General features: G+C 41.0%; 11 protein-coding genes and 1 pseudogene. All 12 read right to left on the bottom strand.

Translation table 11 applies throughout. From position 1 onward, the window contains the following. Positions 1 to 182 precede the first annotated feature (182 nt). Positions 183 to 2,813: a DNA mismatch repair protein MutS gene (gene mutS, locus ACN6OV_RS01910; protein WP_427949178.1), complete on the bottom strand. Its 2,631-nt coding sequence runs from the start codon at positions 2,811 to 2,813 to the stop codon at positions 183 to 185. A 310-nt stretch (positions 2,814 to 3,123) separates the two neighbouring features. Beyond that, positions 3,124 to 4,347 carry a GGDEF domain-containing protein gene (locus tag ACN6OV_RS01915; protein WP_427949179.1) on the bottom strand — a complete coding sequence of 408 codons (1,224 nt, stop codon included), beginning with the start codon at positions 4,345 to 4,347 and terminating at the stop codon, positions 3,124 to 3,126. A gap of 293 nt (positions 4,348 to 4,640) precedes the next feature. Continuing rightward, positions 4,641 to 6,644: an esterase/lipase family protein gene (locus ACN6OV_RS01920; RefSeq protein ID WP_427949181.1), complete on the bottom strand. Its 2,004-nt coding sequence runs from the start codon at positions 6,642 to 6,644 to the stop codon at positions 4,641 to 4,643. 130 nt (positions 6,645 to 6,774) lie between these two features. Then, positions 6,775 to 7,689, bottom strand: a complete 915-nt coding sequence (locus tag ACN6OV_RS01925) for an ABUW_2363 family tetratricopeptide repeat lipoprotein (RefSeq protein WP_427949183.1) — start codon at positions 7,687 to 7,689, stop codon at positions 6,775 to 6,777. A gap of 105 nt (positions 7,690 to 7,794) precedes the next feature. Next, a complete protein-coding gene (cysE, locus tag ACN6OV_RS01930) occupies positions 7,795 to 8,604 on the bottom strand; it encodes a serine O-acetyltransferase (RefSeq protein WP_427949185.1) in 810 nt (269 codons plus the stop codon). After that, a complete protein-coding gene (locus ACN6OV_RS01935) occupies positions 8,597 to 9,439 on the bottom strand; it encodes an RNA methyltransferase (RefSeq protein WP_427949187.1) in 843 nt (280 codons plus the stop codon). Before ACN6OV_RS01935 ends, cysE begins: the two co-directional genes overlap by 8 nt. Positions 9,440 to 9,505: 66 nt before the next feature. Continuing rightward, entirely contained in the window at positions 9,506 to 13,078 is a 3,573-nt protein-coding gene (gene dnaE, locus ACN6OV_RS01940; protein WP_427949189.1) for a DNA polymerase III subunit alpha, read from the bottom strand. A 287-nt stretch (positions 13,079 to 13,365) separates the two neighbouring features. Then, on the bottom strand, positions 13,366 to 14,061 hold the full coding sequence (locus ACN6OV_RS01945) for a methionine ABC transporter permease (RefSeq protein WP_427949191.1): 696 nt from the start codon (positions 14,059 to 14,061) through the stop codon (positions 13,366 to 13,368). Next, entirely contained in the window at positions 14,058 to 15,083 is a 1,026-nt protein-coding gene (locus ACN6OV_RS01950; protein ID WP_427949193.1) for a methionine ABC transporter ATP-binding protein, read from the bottom strand. Before ACN6OV_RS01950 ends, ACN6OV_RS01945 begins: the two co-directional genes overlap by 4 nt. Before the next feature lie 74 nt (positions 15,084 to 15,157). Continuing rightward, entirely contained in the window at positions 15,158 to 16,030 is an 873-nt protein-coding gene (locus ACN6OV_RS01955; protein WP_427949195.1) for a MetQ/NlpA family ABC transporter substrate-binding protein, read from the bottom strand. 815 nt (positions 16,031 to 16,845) lie between these two features. Further along, positions 16,846 to 18,129: a phosphoribosylamine--glycine ligase gene (gene purD / locus ACN6OV_RS01960; RefSeq protein WP_427949197.1), complete on the bottom strand. Its 1,284-nt coding sequence runs from the start codon at positions 18,127 to 18,129 to the stop codon at positions 16,846 to 16,848. Between the two features lie 132 nt (positions 18,130 to 18,261). After that, positions 18,262 to 18,945, bottom strand: a pseudogene (gene purH / locus ACN6OV_RS01965) (bifunctional phosphoribosylaminoimidazolecarboxamide formyltransferase/IMP cyclohydrolase); the annotation flags it as partial.

Below are 18,945 nucleotides of genomic sequence, written 5' to 3' on the forward strand. Positions count from 1 at the left end.
TTCTTAAATTTAACTCGGTTTAATTCCTTATTTCTCTTGATCGACTGATATGTTGATGTCACTCAGATTGATTATGGCTGAATAAAAATCAGATTTTTCATCAATATTCTTAAATTTTATTGAGTATAAAAGTGAAGACATAAAAAAGCTCCGATATCGGAGCTTTTTTATGATGTATGGTTTTAGGCTTTGAGCAGGTCTTTTAGCGCATACAATTGTTGCAAGGCTTCTCTAGGCGTTAGATTATCGACATCTAAGTCACTTAATGCATCTAAAGCAGGAGAGGTCTTCTCAACTTCAACCACGCGTTCGATAATCTCAGGCTCTGAAATTTCCGCAAACAGATCGGTTTGAACCGCGGTATTTTGTTGCTGTTTTTGTTGAGTCTCCAAAATTCGAAGACGGTTCTGTGCTTCTTTAATCACTGCGGCAGGAATACCTGCGAGTTTAGCCACTTGTAGACCATGACTTTGACTTGCAGGCCCTTGTTGCACTTTATGAAGTAGAATGAGGTTACCATTCAACTCGCGCGCCGTTACATGATAATTATCAATATTGGCATCTTTACCCAGCTCGGTGAGTTCAAAATAATGCGTTGCAAATAGGCATAAACATTTAATTCGTCGTGTTAAATCGAGCACACAGGCCCAAGCAAGTGACAAACCATCATAAGTACTGGTGCCACGACCCACTTCATCCATTAAGACTAAGGATTGATTGGTTGCATGATGCAGAATTTGTGAGGTTTCGGTCATTTCCACCATAAAGGTTGATTTACCCGTAGATAAGTCATCCGCAGAGCCAATACGAGTAAATATTCGGTCGATGGGGCCAAGCACCGCAGATTGAGCCGGTACAAAACTACCGCAGTAAGCGAGTAGGGCAATCAATGCAGTTTGACGCATGAAGGTCGATTTACCACCCATGTTCGGCCCTGTAATGATCGCCATACGATGATTAAAATCTAAAGTAGTATCGTTTGGGGTAAAAGCCGTTTTACTCAGTGACTCAACCACAGGGTGGCGCCCCGCCTTAATTTTAATCCCCACTTCTGGGCTATATTCTGGACGTATCCAGTTACGCAAGCGGGCCTGATGGGCAAAATTGGCCATGACATCAATTTGTGCAATAGCCGCACTCATCATTTGTAAGTTACCGATATCCGTGCGTAACTCATCAAGTAGCATTTCAAACAGTATTTTTTCACGTGCGAGTGCTCGTGACTCACTAGAAAGTACTTTGTCTTCAAAAGATTTGAGTTCAGGCGTGATATAACGCTCTGCATTTTTAAGGGTTTGGCGACGAATATAATGATCCGGCGCTTGTTCTGCTTGTGCACGAGTTAATTCAATATAATAACCACTGACACGGTTATAGCCGATTTTTAAGGTTGATATACCAGTTTGTTCACGTTCCTGAATTTCAAGATCAATAAGAAATTGACCTGCATGATCTCGAATTTTACGCAGTTCATCTAGTTCTGCATCAAAACCTTCTGCAATTACATTGCCATCACGCAGTAAGACTGGCGGGTTTTCCACAATGGCTGACATTAAGCGTTGATGCAGGCCATGAAAGTCGCCCATTTCATCATTTAGTTGTGCAATCAATTTAGATTGATACGCTTGAATCATCGGTTCAAGTGCATGACGCAGGAATGGAATCTGTGCACAGGTCTGACGTAGTTGTACGAGGTCACGAGGGCGAGCACTACCCAAAGCTACACGAGACAGCACACGTTCAATATCACCAATTTCCTTCAAAACCAAACGTACAGGTGCTTCATGATAGCCCTGTAACATGGCTTGTGAGGCATCTAAACGTGCATCTAAGAGCGCTGTGTCACGTAAGGGTTGCATTAGTGTGCGACTGAGTAAACGTCCACCCATGGCTGTTTGACAGTCATTAATCAACTGGAATAACGATGTACCATGTTCAAACAGTGGATCAATCAGTTCTAAATTGCGACGAGTCACTGGATCAAGTGCAACGAAATCTGTGCTTTGTTCCAATTGAATGCTACGAATATGTGGCAATGCTGTTTTTTGCGTGACTTTTGCGTAGTGAATTAAGGCAGCGGCAGCGGCTTTGGCTAAAGGTAAATGGTCGATACCGAAACCTGCCAGTGTAGAAACTGCAAATTGATCACACAGGGTTTTTTGTGCGTTATTTAAATTGAAATCAACATTCGGACGCTTGGTTACAGGGCAGTCAAGTTGACGCTTAATTTGCTCAACGATATTTGGATCAATCAGATCTTCATCAATTAAAATTTCACTTGGCATTAAACGCGATAGTTCAATCGCAAGTTGCTCAAGCTGATAATCCATTTGCTGAACTTTAAAGATGCCTGCGCTTAAGTCGAGCAATGCGATCCCGATTTGATTTTGTTGCAAGCAGATAGCCACCAAGTTCGAACTTTGATGTGAGGCAATTAGTGCATCGTCAGTCAGGGTACCTGGTGTGATGATACGTACAACGCCGCGCTCAACAGGGCCTTTGCCTGTGACCTCTCCAATTTGTTCACAAATGACAACGGTTTCGCCTTTTTTCACCAAGCGGGCAAGATAACCTTCCGCAGCATGATAGGGCACGCCTGCCATCGGAATTGGTTCGCCATTGGCTTTACCGCGATGCGTTAAGGTGATTCCTAAAAGTTTTGCTGCTTTATGCGCATCTTCAAAAAATAGCTCATAAAAATCACCCATACGATAAAACATCAATGAATGCGGATTTTGCATTTTCACTGACATATATTGCTGCATCATGGGAGTAAGAGTGGACAGATCAACTTTGGAATTATCAACTTGCATTAAATGAAATACCTTAAAAAATATCTTAAATAAAAGATCTTAGGATGTGTTTGCTGCAACTCACTGCATTTTTAGTGTGGCAAAATTTTGAGAGTAGGTTTAATTATGATTTTAACATTACAAAATTGAGCCAGAGCTAGGTCAAACAAATACCGATACGATTCTAGCAAAAAAGCTTCAACAAAAAGCCAGAAAAAGTTTGTCTGCATGTAAAAAATCCGCTCATTGAAGGTGTACTCTATCTCAAGAAAGTCTTATTTGAATGTTGATTGAGATAGGTAAGACATTTAAAAAATTGAGGTCACATTTTTTATGAGGCTTTAACCACGCAAGGGGAAATATGAAATTGATTTCGTCCATGTTCTTTTGCATAGTACAGTGCAGTATCCGCACTACGGATAAATTGATCTAGGCTATTCGATGGGTGCGGAATGATACTGGCAGCGCCAATACTGATAGTGACAAATTCGGAAATACGGCTGTCGGGATGCGGTAGTTTTAAATTTTGAATCCGATGAATCAGATAGGCCGCAAGAGAGGTAATTTTTTGATGATCAAGCATTGGAAATAGCAGTAAAAATTCTTCACCACCATAGCGTGCGGCAAGTTCACCACTGCGATTGGTAACTGCACTGAGTTCTTTCGCAATCGTTGTTAAACATAAATCGCCTGCTTGATGTCCGAGTTGATCATTATAATTTTTGAAAAAATCGATATCGACCATCAAAATACTTAAGGGTTGACCATGACGTAGTGCATAATGCCATTCTTGTTCTAAAACGTGTGATAAATGTCGCCGATTTGCCAATCCTGTAAGTGAGTCTTGTTGAGCAAGTAATTTCAGCTGTTCAGATTGTTCCTGCATTTCCAAATGATTTAGCTCAATGATGCAATTTTGTAAGTAATTTTCACGATGCTGACGATCAATGGCATAAGCCATCGCCATGCCTAAAAAACTGGTATAGGTGTAGGAGCGGTTTAAAAGTGTCCAATCGATATTAAAATCAAAGAGTTTAGTAATGAGAAAGCCAATTAAGCCGCCACCACATCCAGCCCATAAAGCGGTATAAAATCGCATCCCAACAAAGGCGTATATTACAATGACCGTATACATCATGGATTCGTATAATAACGCATTATTTTGAATATCTGAGATCATGGTAATAATGATAAAAGAGATTGCTACAGCCATGGTTGAGCTAATACAGGTATATAAATCAAAGTATTGATTAAATTTTTTATAAAATGATAGTAACCATGTCGCAAGAATAATGATGCCAACCCAACTATATAAGGATAGCCATAAGATTGAATCTCGGCCTGCTGGAATCACGGAATATATGCCGTAACTTAACAGTGCATACAGGATTAAAATGATCATCCCGCGCACACGAAACTCATAAGCCGCTTCATTCTGGTATTGTTGTTGATAGAAAGGCTCTATTTTTTTTGAAAAATAGACTCTGTTCAATCTATTGTTGATGAGGTGGTCAATTTCCTGACTGTTGAGTAGTTTAGAGCCTTTTAATTTCATAATTAGGGCACTCCATTGCTACAGATACTAAACTTGTAATTTGTTAATATAATCTTATGAATAGGTGTATTTAATATTAATAATAGAATTTTTGGCTGAATTAACAAGTATTTTTATCGAGAAATAATTACTTATACAATCATAATGTGAATGATGGATGAATAAATTGACTGAATAGAGGTTCGAAAAAAACCGATCAGAAGATCGGTTTTTATTTACGCTGAATGCCTACGCTTTTAAGGCTTAGTTTTTTAAGGTCTAGTTTTTAGAGCTTCGCTTTTAAGACTTGGTTGTTAAGGTTTATAGAGACCTAACTCTGTCAGATGTAATCTCAGGATGCGACGCAGCTCAAGTACCGCTTCTGGTGTTTCTTGAATAGAGTGCCCACCTTTAATAATTTTCTCTGAAACAGCACCGTCTAAATGTGCGCTGTTATAGGTGACGATATCATCGGTAATCTTATTTTTATCTTGACTATTGCTGATATTCCCCATAATGGAATGGAATTTAAGTCCTTTACGAGGTTGAATATCTTCAGTGAGGGCAATAAATTTTGATTGATGACTTAAGTCACTTGGGCCATTTTGAATCAAACCATTGTCAATTTCTTTAAAAAGATCTTTTAAATCTTCTTCTTGCGTCAGTACATCTGCCATGGCTGAAAGGAAGGCACCCGGTAGCTTAATAATCTTACGGGCTGCTTTGGTAAACCAACGATCCGCATAGGCTGTGCCACGATGTGGGGCGGCAAGGAAGATTGCACGGCTAAAGTTCGGAATATCTTTCATCACCATACGTTGCTGTACAACAGGAATCTTACGATATCGACTAAGTTGTCGAGGATTCATCATTTTTAAAGCGGTTTGCGTTGTATCGGCTTGGCTCACCAATAAACGTGCAATGATTCCGCCCATACTATGTCCAATCAGCACCGCATCTTTTTTTGCAGGCGCATTGTTTTCAATGGTATTAAAGGCTTGTGTCAGTAAGGTATAAATTTGAAACCGGCTTTCAATAATCGGCATATTGGTAGAGTAAAAAACTTGCCAGACTTGATAGTTTTCACGTAATACAGTGTCACCCATAATATCGTTGGTTAAACGAATCCATGCTTCTGGACTACTGGCAAGACCGTGTATCAACACAATTACTTTTTTATCAGGATTATAAGGTTCGAGCATATAGAGGTGAGGCATAGTCAGCTTTTCATCACGATCAATAAGTGATAAATAGGCTGATTTTCCTAAGTTGTTTTGAGCAAGCCATAAACCATAAGGTGCAGAAAAATTCGCAGCTAGCGCATAATCTTTGTTGCCTATTTTGACTTGTTCATATTTATAGGGATCATAGGCTTTAATTTGAAAAGACTTACTCGCCAAAATTTGCTCAACACTGGCCGCTGCGATGGGTTCGGCAGTCAGTGTTGCTGCTAAATATCGTGCTGAGTGAATATTGGGATTGATACCAGACGGATATTTATAATCTAAGGGATTCACAATGTATTTGGTTTTAGCATGCTGATCATGATGTTCATCTGGTAAAACGACCAGAAACTCAGAACCAAAACCATCACGACGAGTGATTGAACGTAAACCTGAAAAGTTCAGATTATAGGTTGACATGAGCTGTTCAATTTTATGGCTTTTGAGTTCAGGATAGTGACTAAAGTCAATGTGATAAGTGGTTTGTCCGACTTTGATCTGTGGGCTAACTTCTTGTGGTTGATAGCGCATACTATAACTGTTGACCAGTTTTGCAATGCTCTGATTATAAAAATCACGTATTTGGACTTGGCGGTTATCAAAGATTCGATCAGCAGGATCGCGCTTTGTTTTAAACATATAGGCATAGCTATAACGAATACTCTTGTCGAGTAAGGTCAGCTGCTGATCCAAACAAGCATGATAGGTTTCTTGTTCAATTTTTTGTTTTTCTTCAGATTTTCGGCTGCTTAACAAACTGATTTTACATGCAGAAGAAGATTCAAGCTCAATCGCTTTCGCTAAATACAGTTCACTGGCAGTAGAGAGTAACTGTTCATCTTGGATCTGTGGGATTTGTTGTAGTTCATTCACACAGTCTTGTGGGTTTTCGGTACAGGCTTTGGCTTCACGTCCTGTCATCGATAAGACGTTTAAACTGGCCTCACTTAATTTGTTTCGTGACAGAATACTGTCGCGTTCGTTGGCAATCGAAACGTTTAATTTTTGATTTTTAACACTGACGACCTGACATCCACTGAGCAGGCTAGTGCTGAAGATCCCGAGAAGCAGTATTGTTTTAATAGTCGGCTGCATAAAATGGTCGCAAGATAATGAGAACTAATATTTTTTAAATCATACGGTAAATGTCGGGATTTTCAATTCACCTAAAATAAAAAAAGACCGTTAAATCGGTCTTTTTTATCATAAGGTTTAAATTAAACCATTAAGAAACAGCTTTTGGTGGATTAAGCACTTGCCACACATTCCAGCGACCTTGTTTTTCAATTTCTTGAATTAAACGATCTGCAACTTCGCCTTCTTGTGGATATTTCACTTTATAGTTTTTCAGCACTTGAATGGCATTCTTTTTCTGTTCCATTGCGATGTAGTTGTTTGCAGCGGAAAGATAAGCCTCTTGAACACCGGCTTTCATGGCTTTATCTAAGTAAGGAATAGCTTCACGTTGACCGCCACCTTCAGATAAACCAAAACCAAACCAGAAGTTTGCTTCTGCATCTTCTTTGTTAATCTTTAAAATGCGCTGTGCATAGGTTAAAGACTTGGTGGTATAGACTGAACCAAGGTCTAGGTTACGTGCCATAACGCTGGCTTTGAACGCACGAACTAAAACATCGAATGATGCATTGTCTTTAACAGCAAGCGTATCCAGATATTGTGCGACTTCTTTTAGCTTAAGCTCAAAACCTTTACGTTCTTGACGTTGCACAAAGCGAGGTGGATAGTGACGTGCTTTACCTTCGACAAGTTGTAGGAAGTCATCGATTTCGGTGATGTCCATTTCATTGTCGCCAGCTAAAGCTGCATATTTCATTGAACGTTCTTTGCTGTTGACCGTTGGAATGATCAGACGGTTTTCCTCAAGTGTGATTTGCTTTGATGGGTCTTGAGGGCTAGTCACAACCATTTTAGTGACAGGTTGAGCTGCTGCTTTTTGTAGGTTGATTTCAAATGGAGGTGGAGCATCGTAGTTAAATGGATTTAACGCATAAAATGGGGGTGTAAGTTCAGGCTCTACAAAAATCATGGCATTTTTAGGCGCATTATTTTTAGTTGGGGCGCTTCCACAAGCGGCAAGGGTTAAAGCAATACAAGCAATCGCCAAGGGCTTAAGCGTCATAGGATTCATCCATTACATTATTTTATACAAAAGTGCATGTTGGTCAGTCTAAAAAAACTCTGAACAACATGCAAGTAACACGCGACTTATTATGATTGCTTTTGGTTAAGCCTTTGACTGATTGCTCTGCGCTTCACATTCACGACGTACATCTTCAATAATTTTCAGTTCTTCTTGGCTAAATGGTTGCTCAGTCAATTGCTGTTTATTGAAAGTGGGATCAAGCAGGGATAAACGTTGGCATAAGCTATTCATACGTTTTTCATTGTGCTGAATGCGATCCAACAATACACGCATACCTTCTAAAATCGGGTCAGTTTGATCTTGTGTGGCTGCATACGGTTGGAAACCAATACTTTCAGCATAATCACGACGGCGTGCTTCAGCTTCATCTTTCGGCTTGTCTTTGGTAATAAAGCGGGCAGGGTTGCCGACAGCCGTTGTATTTGCTGGGACTTCTTTGGTCACAACTGCATTGGAACCGACTTTGGCATTTTTACCTACGGTAAATGGGCCAAGAATTTTTGCACCAGCGCCAACCACGACACCATCTTCCAAGGTTGGATGACGTTTGCCTTTATTCCATGTTGTTCCACCAAGGGTCACACCATGATACAAAGTGACGTCATCACCAATTTCAGCAGTTTCACCAATCACAACCCCCATGCCATGATCGATGAAAAAGCGACGGCCAATTTTTGCGCCCGGATGAATCTCAATGCCTGTGGCAAAGCGGCTAAAAGAAGACAATAGGCGAGCTGAGCCTTTACACTCTTTTTTCCACAGTTCATGTGCCATGCGATGCATGATCAGCGCATGAATACCGGGATAAGTGGTCAAGACTTCGAGTGTGTTTCGTGCAGCAGGATCGCGCGCGAAGACAGCCTGTATATCTTCTTGGAGCTGCTTAAGCATTAGATTGATCCTCATTTTCTGTTGTTTTTTTCCATGTTCCGTTATTCATTGCCTGTACTCGGCTAAAAATGCCACGTAATAAGTGGTATTCCATACGATCTAATTGTATACGTCCAAATAGACGACGCAAGCGCAAAGGTAATAATCTTGGATTTTTTGGATCCATAAATTCAATTTCTGCCAACATTTTTTCAATATGTGGGTAAAATTGCTCCATCATTTCATGGGTGACTAAGGGTTCATCCCATTGCATATCGATGTCATCTGTCACATGCATATTGGCATCAGGATTGGCAGTTAATTCCGTCATACCGAGAGCCGCCATACGCATTTCATAGCAAATCACCTGAATGGCTTGAGCGACATTTAGTACGCCGTATTCTGTATTCACTGGAATCGTGACATGATAGTTGGCCATGGCCAATTCTTCATTGGTCAAACCACGGTCTTCACGACCAAAAACCACGGCAATTTCTTGTTGTTGTTCGCACACGGCTTTGAGGGACATTTCCGCAGCAGGGCGAGCGTCAAGTAAAGGCCAAGGAATAGTTCGGCTACGCGCACTGGTGCCAAATACAATGTGGCAATCTTTAATCGCATCTTCGAGCGTTTCAACAATTTCAATCTGCTCAATTAAATCGACAGCGCCAGCAGCCAAAGCATTGATATCTGGATGTGGATAAGTTTTAGGTGCGACCAAAACCAGTTTAGAAAGTCCCATGGTTTTCATGGCGCGTAATGCGCTACCAATATTGGCAGGCAAAGTTGTATTGACCATGACAATACGCACATGGGAGAGATGTGCCGAAACCGCAGCATTGTCAGCTTGATTCATGTTGTTTCCAATTTATGTATTTAAAATCTGTGTATTTAAAAGTTGGGTTCAAATTTGGTTTGAACCTTAAGAAAATTGTCCAGCTTCTGCTTGGTAAAGATCCATCGCATCATCCATGCTCATCCCATCTGGCGGCGGAGGAACCTGAGCAGGGATAGAGGCTTGCTCATAAGTTACCGCTTTTGCCGCTTTGGATTTGACATGGTATTCAATGTATAGCGATTCTTTACCAAAGTAGTCGCGTAACTTAGACAGTAATTCATCGAGAGGTGCGACTTTCCAGTTGAGGCCTAAATGGATATCCGCCGTTGCGTAGGGATAGTCAATAAATAGCTGTACTGGAATATGGCTACACATATCTACATTGCAGAAAGGCAGAAGGATATTTTGAATATCGCGTGATAGGGTTTTACTAAAATGCTCAGGCGTGAGTTTAATCTGAATGGCGTTAGCACGTTTTTGACGAATTTCATTTAGACTAAAGGCTTTGGTTAAACGCCCCATTGGGCGGTCAAAACCTTCACGCTCATAAATTTCACCTTCAATCACCACTACTTTTTCATTTTGAATGATGTCTTTAAAGCGGTTAAAGCGTTCATGGTTGGCAGACACTTCGATACGTGCTGTACCGTCGTCCAGTGTTACCATCATTCGGTTCGGGAAATTAGCGATATCAACGACAAGGCCTGCAAACACGGTGGTCACACCACGGCGAGTAGGGGTGAGTTCATTAATGCGCTGGGAAATAAAGGCTTTCAACTCAGAACGATAAACATCAATCGGATGACCAGTTAAATAAAGACCTAAAGTGTCTTTTTCACCTTTAAGACGAACCTCGTCTGACCATGGCTTCACAGGTTTGGCTGGTTTACGTTGAACTTCTTCAACCTCACCAAATAAATCCATCATGCCTATTTCGCGGTTGGTGCGAGCTTGGTCAGCTGCTTGAACCGCTTCAGGGAGTTGTGCCATTAAGTCTGCACGTTCCAAACCTAGGCAGTCCAGTGCGCCACCACGAATCAGCGCTTCTAAGGTGCGTTTATTGATTTTTTTCAGGTCAATACGATGACAGAAATCAAACAAGTCTTTATATGGACCATCCTGAATACGTGAGTCAATCACTGACTGCATGGCTGCTTCGCCGACACCTTTGATCGCACCTAAACCATACACAATCGTTTTCGGGTCGATGGCATGGAAGTTATAGAGTGACATATTCACCGACGGCGGTAAGACTTCCAGCCCATTAATGCGACAGTCATCAATTAAGAACACCACGTTATCGGTGTTCTGCATTTCCGAGGTCATGACCGCAGACATAAATTCCGCAGGATAATGCGCCTTTAACCAAGCAGTTTGATAAGCAACAAGGGCATAAGCCGCAGCATGTGATTTGTTAAAACCGTAGCCTGCGAATTTTTCCATATAGTCGAAGATATGGTTAGCCGTATCGGTATCAATACCTTTGGTTGCAGCACCTTCAGTGAAGGTTTGACGCTGCTTGATCATCTCTTCGACTTTCTTTTTACCCATGGCACGACGAAGTAAATCCGCGCCACCCAAGCTATAACCCGCACAGATCTGTGCCGCCTGCATTACCTGTTCTTGATACACCATGATACCGTAAGTCGGTTCGAGCACACTTTCCAGTAAAGGATGCAGATATTCAAACTCACCACCGTGCATACGGAAAATAAAGTCTGGAATCAGATCCATCGGGCCTGGACGATACAACGATACGAAGGCAATAATTTCTTCGAACTTACTTGGACGTGCCTCTTTCAGCATCTTTTTCATGCCGACGGATTCAAACTGGAATACCGCTGTGGTATTCGCATCCGCGAACACGGCATAAGCAGGTTTATCATCCAGTGGAATCAGAGAAATATCGACCGGTGTGGTGATATCTGGACGGGCATTAATATGCTTGATGGCATCTTCAATCACCGTCAAGTTACGTAAACCCAAAAAGTCGAATTTTACGAGACCTGCAGCTTCAACATCATCTTTATCGAATTGGGCTACGCGGTTGGTTCCATCAGCATCACACAGTACGGCTGAATAGTCTGTTAGCTTGGTGGGTGCAATCACCACACCACCGGCATGTTTACCTGTATTGCGGGTAATACCTTCAAGTTTCAACGCCATTTCCCAGATTTCAGCGGCATCGTCGTTATCTGGATTCGATGGGTTGGTGACAATATCTTTAAGCTGTGGTTCGGCTTCAATCGATTCTTCCAACGTTAAACCTAAGGGTTTGGTGGGAATCATTTTCGAAATACGGTCTGCCAAACCATAGGATTTACCCAAGACACGGGCAACGTCACGAATTGCACCTTTTGCCGCCATGGTTCCGAAAGTCGCAATTTGTGATACCGCCTCACGACCATAGGTACGTGCCACATAGTCGATGACGCGGTCACGACCTGCAATACAGAAGTCGACGTCAAAGTCGGGCATGGAGACACGTTCTGGGTTTAAGAAACGTTCGAACAGGAGGTCATAACGTAGCGGATCAAGGTCGGTAATTTTTAGGCTGTAGGCAACCAATGAACCTGCACCCGAACCACGGCCTGGCCCGACTGGCACGCCATTACCTTTAGACCACTGAATGAAGTCCATGACAATGAGGAAGTAACCAGGGAACTGCATGGTTAAGATGATGCCGACTTCATAAGCCAAACGTTCATCGTATGGTTTACGAATTTCAGGCCAGTTATCACCGCGCTGATCAACAGGATATAAATGCGCTAAACGTTCTTCTAAACCTTCTTTGGATAAATGCTCAAAATAGGTGTCAATAGTATGACCTTCAGGAATAGGATAATCCGGTAAGTCATGGAAGCCGAGACGTAATGACACATTACAACGGCGTGCAATGTGGTAGGTATTTTCAATGGCTGTCGGAATGTCGGCAAACAGCTCAGTCATCTGTGCAGCGGTTTTAAAATATTGTTCAGGACTATAATTTTTTGGGCGGCGATTATCACCGAGGACATAACCATCGGCAATACACACGCGTGCTTCATGTGCTTCAAAGTCTTCTTTGCGTACAAAGTGCACATCATTATGCGCAACAACACCAATGTTAAACTTTTTCGCCAGTTTAACGGCTTCATGAATGAAGTCTTCTTCACCCGAACGCTCAGTTCGCGTTAGGGCTAAATAAACACGGTTACCAAACTTTTCTACCCATTCAGCCAACAGCGGTTCAGCTTTTTGTGGGTTAGACGAGCAAAGCATTTTCCCGACATCACTTTGCATGCCGAGTAACACAATCAGGTCATCATGTTGGTTTAAAATCCAGTCTTTGTCGACACATGGAATATCAAGTTGTTGACCTGAAATATAACCTTCAGACACCAGTTCGGTCAGACTGCGCCAACCTTTATTGCTCATTGCGAGTAGGGTGACTTTGTGCTCAGCGTCATTTAAACGAATGGTTGAGCCAAAGATCGGTTTGATCCCTTTATCTAAACTCTTTTTATAGAATTTAACCGCAGCATGTAAGTTTGATAGGTCGGTAATGGCTAAAGCGGGCATTTCATCTGCAGCAGCAGCTTTTACAAGGTCAGGTATACGTACAATAGATTCTGTGACGGAAAATTCTGTAAAAATACCAAGATGTACAAAGTGCATAGATGAGTCCCTGCGAAAACAGCTGGCTATTTTAGCACGCTCTATGCTGAAACTTGCGTTTATTGAAATGGATTGGCGAAGTTTTATCAGTTCAATTACTTGATCTTAAGTAAAGGTATTTCTAAATGCAAAAAATTACTGAATGTGAAAGCAGATTGTATTTACTAAATAATTGTTTGATAGAAATTAAGAACCCATTGGTCGATGGGCTATAGGAAGGCATAAAAAAGCCCAGTATTTTCTGGGCATTTCTACATCATATAATGTGATTAATAGCAGTGTGCTATTTAACGCAATTTAGACAACCAATCACCAAGACTTTGTACAATCTGTACCAAAATCAGTAAGACGATCACTGTCATAATCACCACGCTACTGTCAAAGCGTTGATAACCATAGGAAATTGCTAAGTCACCAATACCACCTGCACCGACAGCACCGGCCATTGCAGTTGCACCAATCAAACTAATAGTGGCAGTCGTTAAGTTCAAAATAAGAGAGCTACGTGATTCGGGTAAGACAAACTTCGTGATAATTTGCAGCGGTGACGCACCCATGGCCTGGGCTGATTCAATAATTCCATCATTCACTTCAAGCAATGATGTTTCAATCAAACGACCAATATATGGGCCAACGTAGATGGTCAGAGGCACGATTGCAGCCCAAGTCCCAATCGACGTACCCACAATCACTTTAGTCAGTGGAATCACTGCAATCAGTAGAATAATAAATGGCAGAGAGCGTAGTGCATTCACAATGGGGTTTAAACCGTGATAAATCACACGATTCGGTAAAATCCCTTGCGGGCGAGAGAGGTATAAAATGACCGCTTGAATAAAGCCCCAAATGCAGCCGAATAACATGGCAAAGAACACCATGTGAAAAGTTTCTTGCAGGGCAGTAACGAACTGATCCATCGACAAAGAACTTTTCCAAAAAGGTGCAGTCAGTTGAGTCAGCCATTGAACAATTAAATCTCTCATGCCTGAACTCCTGCTTGTGAAACTTCAACACCTTGTTGTTCCAAGAAGGCAACTACCTGTGGTATGACTGTTGCATCACCTAAAAGCTGGACAAACATTTGACCAATCACTGAACCATTAATTTCAGTCATATTGGCAAATAAAATATTTAAGCTGATATCAAACTGTTTAATTGCAGCTTGGATAACGGTTTCCTGCGCTGAACTGCCCAAAAATTTTAAACAATAAATACTATGATGATTTTTATTTTCAAGGTTATTTAATATATTTACCGGCAACTGTTGTTGTAATACCGTTTGAATAAAATTCTTTGTAGTGTTGTGTTTCGGCTGACTAAAGATTTCCAGAGTTGAACCGTGCTCAATCACTTTGCCTTGTTCCATGACTGCAACATAGTCGCAAACGGATTCAATCACATCCATTTCATGGGTCACCATCACAATGGTGATACCTTGCTCTTGATTAATCTTTTTTAGTAAAGCTAGAACAGACTTGGTGGTTTGCGGGTCAAGGGCAGAAGTCGCTTCATCGCAGAGTAAAATTTTAGGATGATTGGCAAGTGCACGAGCAATCCCGACACGTTGCTTTTGACCACCAGAAAGTTCGTCTGGGTAGGCATTTTTCTTATGTTTTAGGTCAATAAACTCCAGCAATTCTTCTAAACGTTTTTGGCGCTCGACTTTGGCGGCACCCAAAAGTTTTAATGGCATTTCAATATTTTCTGCCACCGTTTTGGTTTGCAGTAAATTGAAGTGCTGGAAAATCATTCCAATATTGGTTCGTTCCTGACGAAGCTGGCTCGAATTTAAAGCGGTAAAGTCTTTATCGTGAATAATAATTTGACCTTCACTTGGGCGTTCAAGCAGGTTGATTAAACGAATAAGAGTACTTTTGCCTGCACCACTATAACCAATCAGACCGAAAATACAGCCATCTGGAATGTCCAGATTAATCTGATCCAGTGCTGTTACGGTTTGGCCTTTTAGCTCAAAATGCTTGGAGATGTTTTTAAATTGGATCATAGCTTCAAAAAAGGTTCAAAAATGAAAAAACAGGCAAAGTAAACTTTGCCTGTTTATTTAGAGAAATTATATTACTATTTTACTTCAGTGAGGTAGCTCGTTGGCTTATTTACATCAATTTTAGTGCCACCAAAGTGTTGCTCGATATAAGCTTTTACCGCTGGAGTGTGGTAAAGCGCCCCAACTCTTTGTAAAGTCGGATCAGTTTGACGGTCGGCTGCTACAGCAAGAATATTCACGTTCATTTTTGTGCTTTGATCGATAGGCTCATAATAAATCGCGTCTTTCAATACGTTTAAGCCACCTTCCATAGCAAGGGTATTACCCAAAACAATGGCATCGACTTCATCTTTCACACGAACCGCAGTCGCCATTTGAATTGGTTTGATGACGATTTTTTTCGCATTTTCAGTTACATCAGCAGGTGTGCCTTTTACATCGTCAAAGTCTGCTTTTAGTTTAATTAAACCAGCAGACTGAAGAAGTAATAATGCACGTGATTCGTTTGCGCCATCATTTGGGATTGCAATCGTTGCACCTGTTTTGAACTCATCAAGCTTTTTCACTTTGCTTGAGTAGATTCCCATCGGTTCTAAGTAAGTGGTCGAAAGAGGTGCAATTTTATCTTTATTGTTGTCGTTAAAAGCCACCATATAGGCATAAGATTGGAATGCATTGACATCAATCTCATGGTTTGCAACAGCCGCGTTCATCGACACATAATCTGTGAAATTTTTCACTTCAAGTTTAATACCAGCTTCTTTAGTTTCGGGAAGCGTAGCAATGTAGCGCCAAATGTCAGCATCCGAACCCGTCGAAGCCATCGTCACGGTTTCCACTGCAGCAGAATCTTTTTGTTGTGCAGCATCAGTTGCAGGAGCTTCTTGCTTACCGCAGCCAGATAGGCCAACTGATAAACCGAGCACTAATCCAAGGAGCTTTTTCATATTTTCACCCAAGTAAATTCAAAATTATCATTAAATTTACATATCATATTATGGAGAGACCAATTTAACTGTGTAATCAGACAAGCTGATTGTTACTTAGAAAATTAAAGTGATTTGCATACAGTTGCAATTGGATTTGAGTCTAAATAAGACTGCGCTGAAATAGAACCGCAAGCTGCTGTTAACTAACGAATTTGCTAAGCCAGATCTCTTTATCGTGACAGGCATCATAGCAATATTTTGTTATTCAATATAGTGATTTAAAAATGCGGACTTAGCTGGATTTATGTATATGAAATGTGAATGATTAATTAATTTAATTTGTAAAAACAATATATTGTTTTTAATTTATTGATATTTATATAATAAGAGTCATAGCAGTGATCTATATAACATTTATTAAATAACAATGCTAAAAAAATGATAAAAATGAAAATAGTTACTGTTATTGTCATGAAATAGGTGGGAAAAATTAGAAAGTCATTCTTATCTTAAAAGTGCTATTTAAAAATATAGTTTTAAAGACTCATACGACATTGCAAGAAAAATTTCACTTGATTTTAAATATTTTTAATTATTCTTTGCTGCCAAAATAGATTTCATTTATAGCTAAATTCTAAAAATATTAGCACGTAAAAATAGCTGTAAAATTCCATTCTTTAAGGTCTTTGGTGTACTGAAGAGTTAAGTAATCAGCTATAAATGCTTAAAGTAGGCTGTGTGAATTATATCTGTCACTTTGAATTTGGACACTAAGCAATAAGAAACCCTGCACTATGGCAGGGTTTCTAGACTTAATTTCTTAATCAAGAAACTTAAGCATTTTCACGCGCAATAGCGCGGTAACCAATATCTTTACGGTATTGAACGCCATCAAATGTCACTTTTTGGCACAACTCTAGAGCTTTCGCTTGCGCTTCGCCAATGGTATTGCCCAGTGCAGTCACGCAAAGTACGCGACCGCCTGCAGTGACAATTTCGCCATTTTCATTGACTTTAGTCCCTGCATGGAACACTTTGGCATCGGTCATTTCAGTGTCTAAACCTGAAATTACATCATTGCTGCTTGAAGTTTCTGGGTAGCCTTTAGACGCAAGCACGATACCGACAGTTTTGCGCTCATCCCATTCAGCTTCGGCAGGGAGGTTACCTGCAATACCAGCTTCAACCAAATCCACTAAAGATGATTTTAAACGCATCATAATTGGTTGAGTTTCAGGGTCACCAAAACGACAGTTAAACTCGATCACTTTAGGTTGACCTTGTTCATCAATCATTAAACCTGCATATAAGAAACCTGTATAAACGTGACCGTCTTTTTTCATACCTTCAACGGTAGGACGCATCACTTCATTCATGGTTTTTTCAAATACATCCGCAGTCACAACAGGAGCAGGAGAGTAAGCACCCATACCGCCTGTGTTTGGACCTTGGTCACCTTCAAAGATACGTTTGTGATCTTGTGAAGTCGCCATTGGTAAAATGTTGTCGCCATCAATCATACAAATGAAAGATGCTTCTTCACCTGCAAGGAACTCTTCGATCACGACACGTGAACCTGCATCGCCAAATTTGTTACCAGCAAGCATGTCATCAATCGCATCGAATGCTTCTTGATTGGTCATGGCAACAATCACGCCTTTACCTGCAGCAAGACCATCAGCCTTGATCACAATCGGCGCACCATTTTTTTCAACAAATGCTTTTGCTGCATCTACTTCTGTAAACACATCATAGAAAGCAGTTGGAATGTTATGGCGTTTTAAGAAGTGTTTCGCGAATGCTTTAGAACCTTCAAGCTGCGCTGCAAATTGAGTAGGGCCCCAAATTTTTACACCCGCTTCACGGCAAGCATCGACTACGCCGTTAACTAGCGGCGCTTCAGGACCAACGATTACTAAATCAACTGCATTGTTTTTAGCAAAATCGATAATCGCAGCATTGTCTAAAATATTTAAGGCAACATTTTCACATTTATTTTCAGTTGCAGAACCTGCATTACCCGGTGCTACAAATACTTTTGCGACTTTGTCATCTTGTGCGATTTTCCATGCTAATGCATGTTCACGACCGCCATTACCCAAAACTAAAATATTCATCGGTTCATACTCCATGAATCGAAAATGACATAAAGTCCTCAGCCTAAAAATAGGAGAGGACTTTATGCAAGATTAGAAATCTAGTGTATTAAGCAAAAAACTGTGCTTAATTGTCATGATCAAGTTGCCAACTTAGTGACGGAAATGACGCATGCCAGTGAAGACCATTGCAATGCCAGCTTCGTCAGCAGCAGCAATTGTTTCTTCATCACGCATAGAACCACCTGGTTGGATAATGCATTTGATACCTGCTTTCGCAGCGTTATCAATACCGTCACGGAATGGGAAGAATGCATCAGATGCCATTACAGCACCTTCAACCACTAAACCAGCATGTTCAGCTTTGATCGCAGCGATACGAGCAGAGTTAACACGGCTCATTTGACCTGCGCCTACACCAATAGTTTGACGACCTTTTGCATATACAATCGCATTCGATTTAACGTATTTCGCAACTTTCCAAGCAAAGATTAAGTCATCAATTTCTGCTTCAGTCGGTGCGCGTTTAGTCACAACTTTAAGGTCATCTTTAGTGATCATGCCTAAGTCTTGATCTTGAACCAGTAAACCACCGTTCACACGTTTGTAATCTAATTGAGATTGACGAGCATCTATCGCAGGAAGTTCACCACAGATCAGTACACGAACATTTTTCTTCGCGCCAGTCACTTCAAGTACGCCATCAGCAATGCTTGGTGCAATGATGACTTCAACGAATTGACGGTCTACAATTGCTTGCGCAGTTGCAACGTCTAATTCACGGTTGAATGCAATGATGCCGCCGAATGCAGATTCAGGGTCAGTTGCATAAGCAAG

This window comes from Acinetobacter sp., from assembly GCF_050285345.1.
Taxonomy (GTDB): Bacteria; Pseudomonadota; Gammaproteobacteria; order Pseudomonadales; family Moraxellaceae; genus Acinetobacter.

Excerpts from the sequence above, each read along its gene's own strand:
- mutS (WP_427949178.1), bottom strand. The coding sequence starts at position 2,813 with ATGCAAGTTGATAATTCCAAAGTTGATCTGTCCACTCTTACTCCCATG.
- ACN6OV_RS01915 (WP_427949179.1), bottom strand. The coding sequence starts at position 4,347 with ATGAAATTAAAAGGCTCTAAACTACTCAACAGTCAGGAAATTGACCAC.
- ACN6OV_RS01920 (WP_427949181.1), bottom strand. The coding sequence starts at position 6,644 with ATGCAGCCGACTATTAAAACAATACTGCTTCTCGGGATCTTCAGCACT.
- ACN6OV_RS01925 (WP_427949183.1), bottom strand. The coding sequence starts at position 7,689 with ATGACGCTTAAGCCCTTGGCGATTGCTTGTATTGCTTTAACCCTTGCC.
- cysE (WP_427949185.1), bottom strand. The coding sequence starts at position 8,604 with ATGCTTAAGCAGCTCCAAGAAGATATACAGGCTGTCTTCGCGCGCGAT.
- ACN6OV_RS01935 (WP_427949187.1), bottom strand. The coding sequence starts at position 9,439 with ATGAATCAAGCTGACAATGCTGCGGTTTCGGCACATCTCTCCCATGTG.
- dnaE (WP_427949189.1), bottom strand. The coding sequence starts at position 13,078 with ATGCACTTTGTACATCTTGGTATTTTTACAGAATTTTCCGTCACAGAA.
- ACN6OV_RS01945 (WP_427949191.1), bottom strand. The coding sequence starts at position 14,061 with ATGAGAGATTTAATTGTTCAATGGCTGACTCAACTGACTGCACCTTTT.
- ACN6OV_RS01950 (WP_427949193.1), bottom strand. The coding sequence starts at position 15,083 with ATGATCCAATTTAAAAACATCTCCAAGCATTTTGAGCTAAAAGGCCAA.
- ACN6OV_RS01955 (WP_427949195.1), bottom strand. The coding sequence starts at position 16,030 with ATGAAAAAGCTCCTTGGATTAGTGCTCGGTTTATCAGTTGGCCTATCT.
- purD (WP_427949197.1), bottom strand. The coding sequence starts at position 18,129 with ATGAATATTTTAGTTTTGGGTAATGGCGGTCGTGAACATGCATTAGCA.